This is a genomic window from Mycobacterium sp. ML4 (assembly GCF_054515735.1).
In genome coordinates, this window is record NZ_JBTNSY010000007.1 from 191,657 (window position 1) to 206,867 (window position 15,211).

Consider the following 15,211-nt stretch of genomic DNA (forward strand, 5'->3'; position numbering starts at 1 on the left):
GGCAGTGCGCCGCGTTATTCGCCGGTGCGGGTGACTTCGTAGCCGAGCAGGCGCTCGGCTTCTTCGATGCCGCCCTGCAGGTCGCCGACGGCGTTCATCTTCGACAGATCGAGCCCGATGGTCACCAGGGTCAGCGCGATCTCGGAGGACAGGCCGGTGATGATGACGCTGGCGCCCATCAGACCTGATGCGTCGACCGTCTGGACCAGGTGGTTGGCCACGGTGGAGTCGATGGTGGGGACACCGGTGATGTCGATGACGACGACCTTGGCGCGGTTGGCGCGGATGGCGCGCAGCAGCTGCTCGGTGACCTGCCGGGCCCGCTGGCTGTCGAGCACACCGATGATCGGGAGGATCAGCAGCTGTTCGCGGACCTGCAACACCGGCGTGGACAGCTCGCGGATGGCCTCCTGCTGCTGGCGGATGATGCGCTCGCGTTCCTGCACGAAACTGACGCCGACGGTGTTGGCGATGCGGTTGGCCGCCGGCTCGTACGCGTCCAACACCCGGTTGAGCATGTCGAACTCGGCCTGGTACTTCTCGAACAGCGACCGCGCCAGCACGTCACGCAGCAGCAGCACGATGCCGAGCACCTCATCGGTCTCCACACCCCGCGGGATGATGCGCTCGGAGAGGTCGCGCGCATAGTCCTGCAGCGCCTCGACGCTGCCGGTCTCGAGCACCTCGACGTAGTTGTCGTAGACCGCGGTCGCCTCGGAGAAGATCTCCTCCGGCGTCATCGCGGTCAGCAACTCCGCTTCGGTGATCCTGCGCGCCCACTCTTCGCGCAGCGCGGTCCGGTTTCGGCGCAGGTGCTGGACGAGCTGCGGCAGCAAACCTTCAGAGGAGACGCTGTTACCGGTGCTGCTGGATTCCGACGGCGAATCTGACATGTGCCCCTCCAAGCCCCTCGAAGCCATCGCAGGCCCGTATTGGGAGAGTAGCTTGAGGTGTGACGACGGACGTGTTGAGGTCTTCTACTTCTTGCCGCAAGCACGGCAGGTTAGGCTTGCAGCACACTCGCCGAGTTGTGAGGCCCCGACTGAAGGATCGCCAGTTGACAGCTCCTGATTCGATCACCGCCACGGTCGCAGACCACGACGGAGTCGTCGTACTCAGTATCGGCGGCGAAATCGACCTGGTCACGGCACCGGCCCTCGAAGAAGCCATCGGCGGCGTGGTGGTGGACGATCCGGAAGCGCTGATCATCGATCTCTCCGGGGTGGAGTTCCTGGGTTCGGTGGGATTGAAGATTCTGGCAGCGACATACGAGAAGCTCGGCGATGCGGCGCAGTTCGGTGTGGTGGCCCGTGGGCCGGCGACCCGTAGGCCGATTCACCTGACCGGACTGGACAAGACCTTTCCGTTGTACCCCACGCTGGATGACGCCCTGACCGGTGTGCGGGAAGGCAAGCTCAACAGGTAAACCGGGACTGCCCGGTTAACGTTTCCGTCACAAAGCAGATCACGATCTCCTAAGAAACTGTCCTCGTTCTCTAAGGGTTCTCACGTTTCGGCGGCTCTGCTGAGTTATTTGCTCAACTGAATTCGTCACTTGAGTTCCTTGTGTCACGTGATTTTCGCACTGCGCGCACCGGGTTCGTTTCGTGTCCGCGAACATCCCCGGGGGACCGTCTTCCCTTTCGCTACTTTGGATTTCAGGGGCTCGGGATCCCAATGCACGGTTCACTCATTCGGAGGAACAGACATCATGAAATTCAGCAGCATCGTCGCTCGCCGCCGCGTTGCCGGTATCAGCGCCGGTTGTGTGCTCGGGGGAATCGCTATGGGTATCGCCGGCGCACCGTCGGCCGCTGCCGCGCCTGACTGCAGCCCGGAAGGCGTCAATTCCACCGTCATGTCGGCGCGGGGCGCGGCAGAGCAGTACCTTGCCGGCCACCCGGGCGCCAACCAGGTGGTCACCGCGGCGTACGGGCAGCCGCGTGGGGAAGCCGCCGCCAACTTGCGCAGCTACTTCACCACGCACCCCAACGAGTACTACGACCTGCGGGGGATTCTGGCGCCGATCGGTGACACCGAACGTCAGTGCAGCGTGTCGGCGCTGCCGCCGAACCTGGAATCGGCATACCAGGAATTCATGGCCGGCTGATTCGTCGGTCAAGACGCAACGACCCGCCACAACGCAGTGGCGGGTCGTTCGGCGTTTCCCGGTGCGATGATCAAAGTCATTCCTACGGCGGTCTGTTGCTGCTGGGCCTCGCGCTGACGGGTGTGACGGTGCTGATCTTCACCTCGGTAGCCGGCCGCACCGCCGGCGTCATCTCCGGTGGCTGCGCCCTGGCACTGTTCGCCGTCTCGTGGCTATTCGTGCCGCTGCTGCTACGAACCCGTGGTCGGCAGGTGTGAGCGGTCGCGGAGCGGGTTATCCCCCGTGCAGCCGATGTGACGTCGGGGACAGCGGAGGATTTCGATGCGGCTGCGCCGCAGTGATTTAACCAAGCCGGGCATCACGCGTAAACGCCGTGGCAAGGGTTTCGCCTACCACGGCCCGGACGGCGAACGGCTGACCGATGCCGACGTGTTGCAGCGGATCAAGGACCTGGTCATTCCGCCGGCGTGGAAGAAGGTGTGGATCGCGCCGTATGCCAACGGACACATTCAAGCCGTCGGCACCGACGCGGCGGGGCGTCGGCAGTATCTCTACCATCAGAGCTGGCAGCAGGAGCGGGCGGAAGAGAAGTTTGATCGGGTGCTCGAGATGTCCAACGAGCTGCCCGCGTGGCGTGAACGAATCGCCCGCGATCTGACAGGGCGCGGGCTGACCCGCGACCGGGTACTCGCCCTGGGTCTGCACCTGCTCGACCTCGGGTACTTCCGCGCCGGGGGCGAACAGTACGCCGAGGAAAACGAGTCCTACGGGCTGGCCACCTTGCTGTGTGAGCACGTGACCCTGCGCCGCGGCGCGGTGGCCTTCGACTATCCCGCCAAGAGCGGGGTGCGGCGCCGATATGAGATCGAGAACGCCGAGGTGGTGCGGGCGGTCCGCGCGCTGCTGCGCAGGACCGACTGCGGTAGCGGACGATTCCTGGTGTGGCGCAACGCCTCCGGCTGGGTGGACGTGCACAGCGACGATCTCAACGCACGATTCAAGGAGCTCGTCGGCTCCGATTACAGCGTGAAAGATCTGCGGACGTGGCACGGCACCGTGCTGGCCGCCACGGCTTTCGCCGACGCGGACCCAGCGGTATCGCAGCGGGTAGCCAAGCGGGTCGAGGCTGCGGTGATGCGGGAGGTCTCCGAGGAGTTGGGAAACACACCAGCGGTGGCTCGCAGTTCCTACGTGGATCCTCGGGTGGTCAGCGGCTACCGCGAGGGCATCACCATTGCCCCGGCGGTGCGGCGCGCCGCGCGCTCGGATCGCCCGGAGATCGCGCAGGGCGTGCTGGAGAAGTTAACCCGGCAGATGATCCGTCGAATCGCGAGGGGCAGCAGAACAGATCGTTCACCGGCGCTCGCCAAGACGGCCTGACGGTTTCGCTTTCTGGGACTTTATCCGCAGTGCGAAACGATCCGACGGCGAAATTCAACCGTGGCTCGCGGGTCGGAATATTATGGCGCTGGTGAGCGCAGATTCACGGCGAAAGAGGGGTCGCCGCTGGCCACTGGTGGGCAGATTTCGCTACCTGGCCCGTGAGGACCGCTGGGAGTGGTCGGAAGAGGTGGCCCGAATGCACGGCTATGAGCCGGGCAGCGTGCAGCCGACGACGCAGTTGCTACTCAAACACAAACATCCCGACGACAAGCCGACGGTGCCGGAGCTCATCGAGCAGGTGCGCCGCCACGGCGCCGCTTTCAGCAGTAGGCATCGCATAGTCGATACGCGTGGGGAAACGCACGTGGTGGTTGTGGTGGGGGACCGATTCGGCGGCCCGGACGGCCGGCTGCTCGGTATCGCCGGGTTCTACATCGACGTCACCGATCAGTTCGACGCCGACCTGCAGAAACACCTGAGCGAGGCGCTGCTGGCGGTTGATTCCCGACGTGCGGTGATCAACCAGGCGATGGGGATCCTGATGTTGCGCTACGGCGTCAACTCCGAATCAGCGTTCGATCTGCTGGTGAAGCTGTCGCAGGAGTCGAACGTCAAGCTGCGTGACATCGCTGAGCGGGTGGTCGGCGAGATCACCGCGCACGACGTCCTCAACGACGACGCGGCTGATCGAGTCGACCGGCTGTTGCGCACCCGGGACGGGCTGTAGCGCGGTCACTGCTGCAGCGTCGCGTGCGGACTCTGACCGTATGTTCTGCGGTAGAGAGCGGCGAATCGACCGGTGTGGGCGAAACCCCAGCGATGTGCTACCTCGCTGACGGTGGTGGTGGACCGGTCGCTGCTGATCAGCTCCTGGTGAGCACGGTGCAACCGGACGCGGCGCAAGTACTCGGTGGGTGTTGTCTGCAAGTGTTGCCGGAATAGGTACTGCACGGCGCGCGAGGTCATGCGCAGTGCGTCGGCGATGTCGTTGACGCCGATCCCGTCGCCCGCATGGCGGTGAATGAACGCGATCGCGCCTTTCAGAGTCGGGGGCACCGACGGATTGCGCAGCAGATCCTGACCCTCGCTCATGTTGGACGGGAAGCATTCGAGCAACGCGGCACCAAGCAGGTTGGTGGCGGCGTTGACGACCAGGGGCTGATGCGCGGTGTCCGCGTAGGAGAAGCTGGCAATGATGTAATCGAGCGCCTGCTGCCACGTCTGCGCCACGGCTGCCGAGCGGGGGCGGCAACTCGCGAAACGGATCTGCTGGGGTAGCGGCCCGGTCTTGTCGGCGGCGACCTGGCTGAGGTGGCGCAGATCCATCCGCACGACGTGAAATCGCGCCGTGTTCGCCTGGATCGCGCAGGGCAGGCCGTCCGCTGCGATCACCGGAGAGTCCATCCTGGTGCCGGGATCACCCGCCAGCGTCAGCGAGCCCGCCCTGGGCTGTATCACCACCACGGCGTCGCTGGTTCGGATTTCACACCCGAGCCGACCCTCGATCAGCACCTCGTCCACGGTGACCGCGTCGGTCTCGAAGCGGTGATGCGTGAGGGACGCGCCGGCGGTCAGGCTGCTGGTGCGCCAACCGGGGCAATAAGCCTGGGCGAAAAATCGTCTGGCCGCCTCAGGTTCGGCGGTGTGAAATTTCGCGTACCGGACCGCATCCGGTGCGCGCTTCTCGCCGGATCGGTCTGCGAGGTCCGGGGGGTACGGCGCGGTTGTCATTTGTTCGTTGTCCTGTTCTCGCCCAGGGCGCCCAGGGCGCCGGTTTTCAGGTTGCTCGTCTGCTCGTAGATGCTGAGCGCGTCTTGGGCGATTCGGTCCCAGGTAAAGCGCGACATCACCCGGGAGCGACCTGCCGAACCCATGCTCTGGCGCTGAAAGCGTTGTTGCTGCATGGTTTTCAGCGCCCCTGCCAATTGGTACGGTTTGGTCGGGGACACCAGCACGCCGGTGACGTTGCCGATTACGGTGTCCATCAGGGCGCCGACCGCCGTCCCGACGACGGCCCGCCCGCTGGCCATGGCCTGCAACGCCGAGGTCGCGCGCGGTGCTAGTCGCGGCGTGCAGGCGACCACATCGGCGGACCAGAGCAGCGTCGGAATGTCCTCGGGCGCAACGTAATTCGCAAAGCGGACGCGGTCGCTCACGCCCAGTTCGGTGGCCATGCGCTTCAGCTGGGTCCGTCGCTTCTTGTTCTGGGCGTCGGTGACCGACGTCTCCGCAATGATGAGTTCGCTGTCCGGCACGTGGGGTAATACCCGAATGGTCCTGTCAAGTCCGTTGCGCGGCTGCAAGTTCGGCGCAACCTGCAAAATCCGGTGAGTGCCGTGGTCCGTCCAGGCGGGATCAGTGCATGTGTAGCGTTCGGCGTCGATACCGGTCGCCAAGACCGATGTGCGTGCCCGATTACGACGCAACCTTGTCAGCACCTCGAGTTCCTCGCTGCTGCCGCCCGTCACCCAGGTGGCGCCGCGGATCAGCAACGGTTCAAGACGAGCGCGTTCGAAATCGTTCGGCTGTACCGCGCCGGAACGGGCATCCGTCACGGCCAGGCCATGGAAGCTCTGCACGGTGAGCAGCTGAAAACGTCTTGCCGCCAGCTGTGCGGCCAGTCCGCCCAGCCATCCGAAGCTGTGCACGATGTCGGGCGGTTCGGTGGACCAGCAGCGGGTCAGTTCGGCCGCCCACTCGCCGACGAACGGCAACACGCGCGCCGGGGATACCGGCGCGGGCGGGCCGACGCGAGCCGGCACGGTCAGATATGGAGGTTGGATCTGCTCGGCTGGTTGCTCAGCCTGTTGGCGCGGGTGAGCGGTCACCGTGTGACCGTGGCCTGCGAGGGCTGCGCAGAACTCTCCCAACTCCTGACCTACGGCGTTTCCGGCGAAGTCGCCGGAACACGCATCGTCGCCCCAGACAATGGCGATTCTCACGAATGGGGGATTACCGACTCTCCTGCCTAATAAACTGGCACCGGCTCAGCAGTTCGCTTCCTGGACAATCCGCGCAAGTTCGCGACCTCCATCGGCAGCAGTGCCCCGCCGGCGCCTACTCCGAGGCGGACAACGATGTGCCGGCCACGCGCACTCGGGCGTCACAGCTCATTTTCGGATCCGACGAGCGCCCATACCGTCTTGCCGCCGGGAGTCGGCGTGCTGCCCCAGGCGCGGCACAGGCAGGAAACGATGGCGAGACCAGATACCGCCTGCGCACCGCTACGCTCCTCATGCCGGACCGCCAGGAATTGGCTGCAGTCTTCGACCGCGATGGTCACCGTGTCGTTGCACCGTTCCGCGATCAACACCGGCGCACTCTGCGTGTGCTCGAGCACATTCTCGACGAACACCGTCGCCACCGTGCTGACGACCGGAATGAGGTGATCGACAGACCACGCCGTGAGCCATTCGTGGAGCATGGCCCGGGCCAGACGAATGGCGACCGGGCTGCGCGGCAGCTGCGCCCGTCCGCGACGGCGAGCGTTCATGATCAGGTCATGGGTTGCGGCCAGGGCGGCATGGGCGGTGGGGTGGACCGGAACATATCTGGTGACACCGCAGGCGGCGATCGCCCGGCGCGACATGATGTCGCTGCAGACCAGGGCTATCGGTACGTCGGGCCAGATGTTGACGTGCCATCGGGCGCTGGTGAACACCGACCACGCCGTCGCGGAAGGCACCGCCAACCGGTTGACATCGACGATGACGGCCCGGGGCTCGTCGAGTGCCGCTTTGATCACCGCGTCACGCAGTCCGCGATAGGTGGAGCTGTCCAGCAAACCGTCGGCGTACAGGAGTGAGGTGTCGCCGTGGCGGTCCAGAGCGACGGTGACGGCGCGCTGGGGCTCAGTCACCGTTGCCTTCGTGGCGGTCGTTGACGGCCGCCAGTCGCGCGCTGAGCACCGCCAAAGCCCGTTCGGCTTCGGCGATGACGTTGTTGTAGCGATGAGAAGGCAGACCGAAACCTGTCCGGTCAGCCGGTTGTCTTGCCAGCCCGGCCTTTTCCGGCAGGCTGCGCAGCGCAACCCAGTACGCGGCGTCGCGCGCGGCCAGCAGCGACTCCGGCGACCACGCACGGCCCGCTCGGCAACGGAAGCCATTTTCTTCCAGCGTCACCGGCGAGCCATGGCAGTCTGGACACTGCGCCAAAACGCTGGGCACGGCGGTGGTCAAGTACGAGTTGGGCCGATCCGACGACAACCCTGCGACCAATGGTGACAGCGCCGCTACTTCACCTGCCGAAGCGCCGATCGCGACGACCCCGAGAAGCTCGCTCGGTCCGTTGCTTTCCTGCATCATCGAGCGCATACCCCTTTCACGTCGAGGCAACCGGACTTTCGCTGACCAAGACTTCTGCGGCTGCCGAAGGCCGCGATTTCGGGGCAGAGAACACCGTTTAGCTGATCACTCTTAGGGTATTTCGCGCGCCGTGCCCTTGGCTAGCGCGGGCTGTCGCCCAATCGTTCGTCGCGGGACGGCACGCCCGGACGTGGTTACCTGAGAACAGCGTCGCATCAGCGTTCTTCAAAGAGGTGCGGCCCTGGCCGGTTGGCCAGGGCCGCTGCAGGAGGCCTGCTACTGGTGGGACTTCTGCCGTTCCTCGGCGGCTTCCGCGCCCCCGCGTGCGGACTCAGCTTCCGCCTCTTTCTTGGCCACGTCGCGTTGCGCGTCGGCCTTGTCCTGCTGGGCCCGGCCTTCGTTCTTCAGGTCGTCGCTGCCGGTCACGGCGCCGACCGCTTCCTTGGCCTTGCCCTTGATTCCCTCGGCGGCTCCCTTGATGCCTGCTTCTGGTCCACTGTCCTTGTCGCTCATACGCTTTCCCATCTTGTCGAGCTGCCGCGAATGCGGGTTAGGGCGGCAGCGATGTTCGGGTTCCCGTAAAAATCTGTATGAAACCGCGCGCGGACCTTTCGCAGGGTGCTTGCGGCACCCGCCGAACGGAATAGCCGCAATGCGAAGAAATCTCCCCCGGGACGAGTGAGCGTTGTGTCGCTGATGCCGGAACCCGTCACCGCCGGCGGCATCACCGATCCGTTGTTCCCGCTGCGGAACAGACCGCCGGACAACGATCCCGCCGAGATCACCCGGCGGGCGTTCGAAGCTCTCACCTTTGATGACAAGCAGTGCATCGCTGCCCGGGCAACCGAAGCCGTCACGTCGCTGGCCGGACGATTCGTTCCCGAGCGCGTCAAAAACCCGGTCCGCCAGATCATTTCACCGACCGGGCGGGCGGTTTGATCCGGGCCGATTCGGGCATTCTGCCAGCTGACACAACGTAGGAGGTGGCTGCCGTGCCGAATTCGTCGATCAAGAATGAAAAGCTCTACAAAGACCTGCGCAAGAAGGGCGACTCGAAGGAGAAGGCCGCGCGGATCTCCAACGCGGCGGCGGGACAGGGGAAGTCGAAGGTTGGGCGCAAGGGCGGCAAATCGGGCTCCTATGCGGACTGGACCGTTCCCGAGCTGAAGAAGCGGGCCAAAGAGCTGGGTATTTCCGGCTACTCGAGCCTGACGAAGGACAAACTGGTCGCGAAGCTGCGTAACCACTGACCACCCGATCAGTCGGGCGGTTCATCCTCTGATCCCTGAACCGGAGCCTGCTCCCGCTCGGTTGCGTTGCCGGGCACCTGCTGGTCCCGCCGTTCCTCGGTCACGTTCTGCTGAAGCTTGTCGACCACCTCTTCGAGGTCCTCATCTCGGCGGAGTCCACGACTCGGTTGCGGTTCCATGGTTCTCGGAGATACCCGTAAACGCCGTTTTCACCCCTACCGGTCAGGTCCGTAAGCCAAGGCGCTCGTATAGGACCAGGAAGGCGGCCGCGAAATCATTTTCGGCGGTCTCGTCGGCGATGCGCTCCCAGTCCAGCTGTTCGCGGACCGCCCGCGCAGCTGGAATCAGCTTCGCGAAGTCACAGTAGTGCTCGGTCAGGGCGCGGAGCTTTTGGATGAAGACCGTGGTGGGCGGCAGGACGTCATGGGTCGGCTCGGGCGCACCGTAGGCCCACAACGCATAACTGCCGGCCAGCGCGAAGCCGGGGCCGTGCTCCTTGAGTGCCGAGGCCGCATGCCGCAGTGCCTCGCGGAGTTCGGCACAGCGTGGTTCGCAGGGCGAAGTCATAGTCGCCACGGCATACCCGGCCGATGCCCACCGCAACCCGAACGCCCTGTGGTGCTGGTGCTCAACCGTTTAGTCGGTTTCGAAACGGGAAATTAGATTCATTATGTCAGCCACAGCGTCAAGTCCCCATGACCAGACTGCTGTGGTGATTCCGGCCCACAACGAGCACGCGAATCTTCCCGAGTGCCCGCGTGCCGTTGTCAAGGCCGCACTGGTCTGGGTCAGGGACTGGCACGGCCATCCCTGCGGCGAGGATGTTGACTTGGTAGCTAGGTTCGAGCATGCTGGCTACCGCATTTGCCGAGACACCGCTCGATCGGTCGTCACTTCGGCGCGAATCCAGGCTCGGGCGCCACACGGATTTGCTGACAATTCGAGCATGCTCTCTGAATGCGCGACGGGGGATGTCGCATGACGGCCGGATTGGTTCAGCACTGGCTGGAATCGGGACGATTGGAGTTGCCGCTGCCGGCGGCGGGATACACCGCAGAACGCCTGCAGCGGTTGACATGTTTGGCACAGGATGATATCGCGGCGGCCCGCATCGCCGAAGCCCACGTCGACGCCGTGGCCATCCTGCACGAACTGGGCGGCAAGCCACCCGAACCGGGCCAACTGTGGGGGGTGTGGGCGGCCGAGAGTTCCGAGGCGAAGTTGACCGCCACCAGCATCTGCGGTGACGAGTTCCTGCTCAACGGCACCAAAGTATGGTGCTCGGGCGCGGGATTCTGCACGAACGCTTTGGTCACCGCGCAGATGGAAGAGGACGAGCGGGGTTTGTTCGCCGTCACCCTCACCGATGCGGGGGTCAGACCGTTGCCCAGCACCTGGTGGAACCCCGGCATGGCCGGCAGCGACACCCGATCGGTGCAGTTCAACAACGTGCACGCGATCCTGGTCGGCGAACCGGGTGACTATCTGACCCGTGCGGGGTTCTGGCACGGGTCGATCGGCGTCGCCGCCTGTTGGCTCGGCGGTGCCCGCCGCGTGGCCGACCCGCTGTATCGGTGCGCCCGCAGCGAGTCGGCCGACGCCTACGCCCTGGCGCACCTGGGAGCGGTCGATGCGGCGCTCGCCGCCGGCGACGCGATGCTGGCCACGGCGGCGGCCCAGATCGACGCGGACCCGTTCGACCGCACCGGCACCGCTCAGCTGCTGGCCCGTCGCGTTCGCGCGGTCGTCGAACATGCCGTCGACGAAGCGATCACCCGCACCGGACGCGCGCTGGGCCCGGGACCGCTGTGTCAGGACGGCCGGCATGCTCAGCGCGTTGCCGACCTGAGCATTTACATACGACAGAGCCATGCCGAGCGCGACCTGGCCGAACTCGGGCGCCTGGCCGGGCGGCCCAGCCGTTGAGGCAACGCCGTCGACCAACGGGCCGGGTCATGCGAATAGCGACTTTCAACATCCTGCACGGGCGCAGCGTCGGGAACGGGGTCGACCCGCGGCGGCTGCGTGACTGCGTACGGCGGCTGGATCCCGACGTCCTCGCCTTACAAGAGGTCGACTTCGACCAGCCCCGGTCCGGTCGGGCCGATCTCACCGCAGCCGCGGCCGAGGCGATGGGAGCGGTGCAGCACCGGTTCGTGGCCGCCATCTCGGGAACCCCGGGGGCGACATGGATGGCTGCCACCGGCCGGGAACAACCCGGGACCGCGGCCTACGGGATCGCGTTATTGTCGCGGTTCCCGGCCACCAGCTGGCAGGTGGTGAGATTGCCCCGCATTCCGATGCGCTTCCCGATGTATCTGCCGGGACCCAAGAAGGTGATGATCGTCGACGAGGAGCCGCGGGCGGCGGTGATCGCGCGGTTGCAGACACCGCTGGGCTTGATGACGGTGGCCAACACGCACCCGTCGTTCGTCCCGGCATGGAATGTGCGTCAGTTGCGCCGGCTGGTTCGCGACCTGCGCGGCCTACCAGGACCGCGGCTGCTGGTGGGTGACCTCAACCTCACACCCGGGCCGGTGCACCGCTGGACCGGCATGCGGCCGCTGGCGTCGGCTACAACGTTTCCCGCCGACGCCCCGAGTCGTCAGCTCGACCACATCGTGACCGACGACACGCAGCTGCGCGCCGGCGCCACCGTCGCCGAGTTGATGCCCATCTCGGATCACCGGCCACTGGTGGCCGACTTGCACCGCTGAGTCAGCCCTGCTGGCTGCGCGCCTCCGCGCCGGTCATCCCGGCATCGAAGTCGTCGTCGGCCGCCGTGCGCCCCACGTAGTCGCCGTCGCTCTCGCGGCCTTCCCGTGAATTGGCGACATGCTCGTCACCCTCCACGTCGGACTCGCTCTTTTCCTTGCCACCGGTCATCGCGACCTCCTTCAGGTCTTCGGGTGTCTTGATCTTTCGTGCGCTATGACAGACAGTGCGCGGCGGACACGAGTTCGGCACTCATATTGCGCTCCATCATCTTCAGCGCGGCCGAACCGAGTTCCTCGTCGATGTGCGCGACCGCGTCGGGTGGCACCACCACTTCGTAGTGCCGCAGGTAGGCGTCAAGTGCGCTGTAGAGGATGCACTGCTCGGTGACCTGACCGGCCAGGACGACGCGCTGTGCTTTCAGGCGATCCAGCAGGTAGTCAAGCGCCGTGGAGTAAAAGACGCTATGGCGGACCTTCGTGATCACGTAGGTGTCCTCCGGGGGCACCAGCGGCTTGACCAACTCGGGCCGCCTTCCGTCCAGCGCGCTGGTGATGATCGCGCGGTGGTCGGCGGTGAAGTTGCCGTGATTGTCGTTGACGTAGATCAGATCGACGCCGTCATGGTCGCGCGCATGGTTGACCAGGCCGACCAGCGGATCGATGATGCCGGCGACGTTGTCGGCCAGCTGTTCGGCGTCGGGATGGTCGTAGTCGTTGAACATGTCGATGATCAGAACGGCGGTATCACTCACAGGTGACGTGTACCCGCTCCCGGCGAACTCAACAGGGTGAACAGCGGTCCGTGGCATCACGGACCAAATTGGTTAGTGCAGAAACAATATCCCTGAGATACAGTAACCTAAATCGTTATTCATTCGTTGTGCGTGGGAGTGAGCATGGTGTACACGGGGACAGACGGGACCGTAGGCGGACCGGCCGCGGCCGGCCACTCCCGCGAGCGGTCCGTGAGCGTGCCAGGCTTGGTGGCCGCCGCGACATGGGCCGTCGGACTTGCCATTGGCCTTGTCGCGCTGGCCGGACAGCACGAACTTCTCGCCGGCGTGGCCCTGGTGTCGGCCATCATGTCGCCGTGGTTCGGCTTGGCCTGGGTGGCCCGTAACGAGCGGGCGGACATGCGCAGGGAACGTGCGAGTGCGGGAGTGGTGTCCTGCGTGGACCCGTGGCCGAGCCCGCAGCGGACCGCGCGCTGATCCGCACCCACCACTGATCGGGGCCGCTCCTCGGGGCGGCCCTTAGCACATATGCGAATTCCTCTTGCCTCGAGGGTGTGGGGCCCACTGGAACGGGGTACTGCCTGTGCCAACGGGCGGCAACCACAGGTTGGCGGGCAGCCCGGCCCTCAGCAGGAAGGAACTGCCATGACGACCGTGAGCGACTACGACGCACGCCGGGTAATCGACACTGACGTGACGGACCGGTCCACTCTTCGCGAGCTGGGACCGCTGCCGAAGCTGGCCACGGCAGTGACCGACGATGACCCCAACGACGCACTCTTCTTCGAACTACCGGGGGCGGACTTGTCCAGCGAAGAGCTGTCGGTGGCGGTGATTCCGCAGCGCTCGGACGAGTTCACCTGCTCGTCCTGCTTCCTGGTGCAGCATCGCAGCCGGCTGCGCATGTCCAGCGGCGGGCGACAAATCTGCGCCGACTGCGTGTGACGCTTCGCTCTCGTCGCGGCGAGGAGGACAATCGCTGCGCGTGAGCCCGCCACCCGGTCTGCCCGCGCCGCGCGGGTTTCGTGGCGCTTGTGCCGCAGCGTATGCATTGGCCTACCTGGTCGGTGGCGAGCGCCGGATGCTGCGACTGATCCGCCGGTACGGGCCGATCATGACGATGCCGATCCTCAGTTTGGGCGACGTGGCAATCGTCTCGGACCCGGCGCTGGCCAAGGAGGTTTTCACCGCACCCACCGACGTGCTGCTGGGGGGCGAGGGTGTCGGGCCCGCGGCGGCGATCTACGGGTCCGGGTCGATGTTCGTGCAGGAGGAACCCGAGCATCTGCGGCGGCGCAGGCTTTTGACACCGCCGCTGCACGGCACCGCGCTGCATTCCTACGTGCCGATCGTCGAGGCGTCCACCCGCGCCGCGATGCGGAAGTGGCCCGTCGACCGCCCGTTCGAGATGTTGCAGGCCGCACGGGAGCTGATGCTGGACGTGATCGTGCGGGTGATCTTCGGCGTCGAGGACCCCGGTGAGGTCCAGCGATTGGGACGGCCGTTCGAGCACCTGCTGAATCTCGGAGTGTCCGAGCAGTTGACCGTGCGCTACGCGCTACGCCGGTTCGGCACCTTGCGGGTGTGGCCGGCGCGGTCGCGGGCCAACCGCGAGATCGACGACGTCGTGATGCCGCTGATCGCGGCGCGGCGTGCTGACCCTGGTCTGGCCGACCAGCGCGACATCCTGGCACTGTTGCTGTGCGCCCGGGGTGACGACGGAAAAGGGTTGTCGGATAGTGAGATTCGTGATGATCTGATCACATTGATGCTGGCCGGTCACGAAACCACTGCGACCACTTTGGCATGGGTGTTCGACCTGTTGCTGCACCACCCTCGAGTGCTTCGCCGGGTGCGGGAAGAGGCCATAGGCGGGGAAGAAGATTTCACGACGGCAGTGATCGACGAGACGCTGCGGATACGTCCGCCTGCTCCGCTCACGTCGCGGGTGGCGGCACAACCCGTCCGGCTGGGCGGCTACCTGGTTGCCGCAAAGACGCGGATCGTCGTCCACATCATCGCGATCAACCGCAATCCGGCCGTCTACCACAATCCGCATGAATTCTTGCCCGAGCGGTTCCTCGGCACCCGGCCCCAGACGTACGCCTGGGTTCCGTTCGGGGGAGGTGTCAAGCGCTGTCTGGGGGCGGCGTTCTCGATGCGAGAGCTGATCACGGTGCTGCACGTGTTGCTGCGTGAGGGCGAGTTCGCCGCTGTCGACCCCGAGCCGGAGAAGGTCGTCCGCCGGTCCATCATGCTTGCTCCGCGACGCGGCACCAGGGTCCTGTTCCGGCCGCGTATCGAGTGATTGGGCGCGCATATTGCGGGGTATCCACCTGGTGGATCTGCCAATTAGACAGCGTTCAACAGAAGGGGCGCGCCGTGATCATCCTGGGTATCGTTTTGCTGCTGATCGGCTACTTCGCCGGTATTCCAATTCTGTACACAATCGGCGGCATTCTTGTGCTCGTCGGAGTGATTCTGTGGATTCTGGGTGCGGTTGGGCGCCCGGTGGGTGGCCGAAAAGTCTGGTTCTAGCGCCTCGGCTGCGCTCGAACCTAGTTGCGCCGGACCGGAAACGCGGTGTTGCGTTTCCGGTTCGGGGCGCTCGGGGGTTTGAGATGCTACTGCCACAGGGGCGCCTCAGGCCGCTATTGTGAGCTTGGCCGATCGACCTCGATAGATCGGACACCGCCGGGGGCTTGAGACCTTG

Annotated in this window: 23 protein-coding genes; 13 read left to right on the top strand and 10 right to left on the bottom strand. The window is 65.4% G+C overall.

All coding sequences use genetic code 11. From position 1 onward, the window contains the following. Positions 1-14: 14 nt before the first annotated feature. Entirely contained in the window at positions 15-893 is an 879-nt protein-coding gene (locus ACX9NE_RS10110; protein ID WP_065048101.1) for an STAS domain-containing protein, read from the bottom strand. Positions 894-1,057: 164 nt separating this feature from the next. On the opposite strand from ACX9NE_RS10110, the gene ACX9NE_RS10115 reads away from it, so the two are divergent. The 5 genes from ACX9NE_RS10115 (at position 1,058) to ACX9NE_RS10135 (ending at position 4,220) form a co-directional block, all read left to right on the top strand. Continuing rightward, complete coding sequence (locus tag ACX9NE_RS10115; RefSeq protein ID WP_459361537.1) at positions 1,058-1,426, top strand: STAS domain-containing protein; 369 nt, start codon at positions 1,058-1,060, stop codon at positions 1,424-1,426. Positions 1,427-1,711: 285 nt separating this feature from the next. Further along, positions 1,712-2,110 (top strand): heme-binding protein, encoded by a 399-nt coding sequence (locus ACX9NE_RS10120; protein WP_459361538.1) that lies wholly within the window; start codon positions 1,712-1,714, stop codon positions 2,108-2,110. A 95-nt stretch (positions 2,111-2,205) separates the two neighbouring features. Continuing rightward, positions 2,206-2,367 carry a hypothetical protein gene (locus ACX9NE_RS10125; RefSeq protein ID WP_459361539.1) on the top strand — a complete coding sequence of 54 codons (162 nt, stop codon included), beginning with the start codon at positions 2,206-2,208 and terminating at the stop codon, positions 2,365-2,367. 64 nt (positions 2,368-2,431) lie between these two features. Further along, a complete protein-coding gene (locus tag ACX9NE_RS10130; protein ID WP_459361540.1) occupies positions 2,432-3,490 on the top strand; it encodes a DNA topoisomerase IB in 1,059 nt (352 codons plus the stop codon). A 91-nt stretch (positions 3,491-3,581) separates the two neighbouring features. Then, positions 3,582-4,220: a PAS and ANTAR domain-containing protein gene (locus ACX9NE_RS10135; RefSeq protein ID WP_459361541.1), complete on the top strand. Its 639-nt coding sequence runs from the start codon at positions 3,582-3,584 to the stop codon at positions 4,218-4,220. A gap of 5 nt (positions 4,221-4,225) precedes the next feature. Here ACX9NE_RS10135 and ACX9NE_RS10140 read toward each other — a convergent pair whose 3' ends face one another. The 5 genes from ACX9NE_RS10140 to mbp1 all read right to left on the bottom strand — a co-directional run bounded on the left by ACX9NE_RS10140 (position 4,226) and on the right by mbp1 (position 8,310). Continuing rightward, positions 4,226-5,224, bottom strand: coding sequence for a helix-turn-helix transcriptional regulator (locus ACX9NE_RS10140; protein WP_459361542.1), 999 nt, complete (start codon positions 5,222-5,224; stop codon positions 4,226-4,228). Beyond that, positions 5,221-6,435: a glycosyltransferase gene (locus ACX9NE_RS10145; RefSeq protein WP_459361543.1), complete on the bottom strand. Its 1,215-nt coding sequence runs from the start codon at positions 6,433-6,435 to the stop codon at positions 5,221-5,223. The genes ACX9NE_RS10140 and ACX9NE_RS10145 overlap by 4 nt, the downstream gene beginning before the upstream one ends. A 161-nt stretch (positions 6,436-6,596) precedes the next feature. Beyond that, a complete protein-coding gene (locus ACX9NE_RS10150) occupies positions 6,597-7,352 on the bottom strand; it encodes an STAS domain-containing protein (RefSeq protein WP_459361544.1) in 756 nt (251 codons plus the stop codon). Next, complete coding sequence (locus tag ACX9NE_RS10155; protein ID WP_459370712.1) at positions 7,345-7,797, bottom strand: hypothetical protein; 453 nt, start codon at positions 7,795-7,797, stop codon at positions 7,345-7,347. The genes ACX9NE_RS10150 and ACX9NE_RS10155 overlap by 8 nt, the downstream gene beginning before the upstream one ends. A gap of 276 nt (positions 7,798-8,073) precedes the next feature. Next, positions 8,074-8,310: a microaggregate-binding protein 1 gene (mbp1, locus tag ACX9NE_RS10160; RefSeq protein WP_459361546.1), complete on the bottom strand. Its 237-nt coding sequence runs from the start codon at positions 8,308-8,310 to the stop codon at positions 8,074-8,076. 165 nt (positions 8,311-8,475) lie between these two features. Here mbp1 and ACX9NE_RS10165 point away from each other — a divergent pair, with 165 nt between their 5' ends. Together ACX9NE_RS10165 and ACX9NE_RS10170 are read left to right on the top strand one after the other, a co-directional pair. After that, positions 8,476-8,736, top strand: a complete 261-nt coding sequence (locus ACX9NE_RS10165) for a hypothetical protein (protein ID WP_459361547.1) — start codon at positions 8,476-8,478, stop codon at positions 8,734-8,736. A 53-nt stretch (positions 8,737-8,789) separates the two neighbouring features. Further along, positions 8,790-9,047: a DUF7218 family protein gene (locus ACX9NE_RS10170; protein ID WP_459361618.1), complete on the top strand. Its 258-nt coding sequence runs from the start codon at positions 8,790-8,792 to the stop codon at positions 9,045-9,047. Positions 9,048-9,055: 8 nt separating this feature from the next. Here the strand turns inward: ACX9NE_RS10170 and ACX9NE_RS10175 are convergent, their stop codons facing one another. Together ACX9NE_RS10175 and ACX9NE_RS10180 are read right to left on the bottom strand one after the other, a co-directional pair. Then, entirely contained in the window at positions 9,056-9,226 is a 171-nt protein-coding gene (locus ACX9NE_RS10175; protein WP_459361548.1) for a hypothetical protein, read from the bottom strand. A gap of 43 nt (positions 9,227-9,269) precedes the next feature. Then, complete coding sequence (locus ACX9NE_RS10180) at positions 9,270-9,614, bottom strand: hypothetical protein (protein WP_459361549.1); 345 nt, start codon at positions 9,612-9,614, stop codon at positions 9,270-9,272. 411 nt (positions 9,615-10,025) lie between these two features. On the opposite strand from ACX9NE_RS10180, the gene ACX9NE_RS10185 reads away from it, so the two are divergent. Together ACX9NE_RS10185 and ACX9NE_RS10190 are read left to right on the top strand one after the other, a co-directional pair. Next, positions 10,026-10,973, top strand: coding sequence for an acyl-CoA dehydrogenase family protein (locus ACX9NE_RS10185; RefSeq protein WP_459361550.1), 948 nt, complete (start codon positions 10,026-10,028; stop codon positions 10,971-10,973). Positions 10,974-11,002: 29 nt separating this feature from the next. Next, positions 11,003-11,764: an endonuclease/exonuclease/phosphatase family protein gene (locus ACX9NE_RS10190; protein ID WP_459361551.1), complete on the top strand. Its 762-nt coding sequence runs from the start codon at positions 11,003-11,005 to the stop codon at positions 11,762-11,764. Between the two features lies 1 nt (position 11,765). On the opposite strand, the gene ACX9NE_RS10195 is transcribed toward ACX9NE_RS10190, so the two are convergent. Together ACX9NE_RS10195 and ACX9NE_RS10200 are read right to left on the bottom strand one after the other, a co-directional pair. Beyond that, positions 11,766-11,933 (bottom strand): hypothetical protein, encoded by a 168-nt coding sequence (locus ACX9NE_RS10195; RefSeq protein WP_459361552.1) that lies wholly within the window; start codon positions 11,931-11,933, stop codon positions 11,766-11,768. A gap of 43 nt (positions 11,934-11,976) precedes the next feature. After that, positions 11,977-12,516 carry a cysteine hydrolase family protein gene (locus ACX9NE_RS10200; protein ID WP_459361553.1) on the bottom strand — a complete coding sequence of 180 codons (540 nt, stop codon included), beginning with the start codon at positions 12,514-12,516 and terminating at the stop codon, positions 11,977-11,979. Between the two features lie 144 nt (positions 12,517-12,660). Here ACX9NE_RS10200 and ACX9NE_RS10205 point away from each other — a divergent pair, with 144 nt between their 5' ends. From ACX9NE_RS10205 to ACX9NE_RS10220, 4 genes are all read left to right on the top strand, one after another. Continuing rightward, positions 12,661-12,975, top strand: a complete 315-nt coding sequence (locus ACX9NE_RS10205; protein ID WP_459361554.1) for a hypothetical protein — start codon at positions 12,661-12,663, stop codon at positions 12,973-12,975. 168 nt (positions 12,976-13,143) lie between these two features. Then, entirely contained in the window at positions 13,144-13,443 is a 300-nt protein-coding gene (locus ACX9NE_RS10210; RefSeq protein ID WP_459361555.1) for a DUF4193 domain-containing protein, read from the top strand. A 34-nt stretch (positions 13,444-13,477) separates the two neighbouring features. Continuing rightward, positions 13,478-14,806, top strand: a complete 1,329-nt coding sequence (locus ACX9NE_RS10215) for a cytochrome P450 (RefSeq protein ID WP_459361619.1) — start codon at positions 13,478-13,480, stop codon at positions 14,804-14,806. Between the two features lie 74 nt (positions 14,807-14,880). Further along, positions 14,881-15,036, top strand: coding sequence for a hypothetical protein (locus ACX9NE_RS10220; RefSeq protein ID WP_459361556.1), 156 nt, complete (start codon positions 14,881-14,883; stop codon positions 15,034-15,036). The last annotated feature ends 175 nt before the right edge of the window (positions 15,037-15,211 follow it).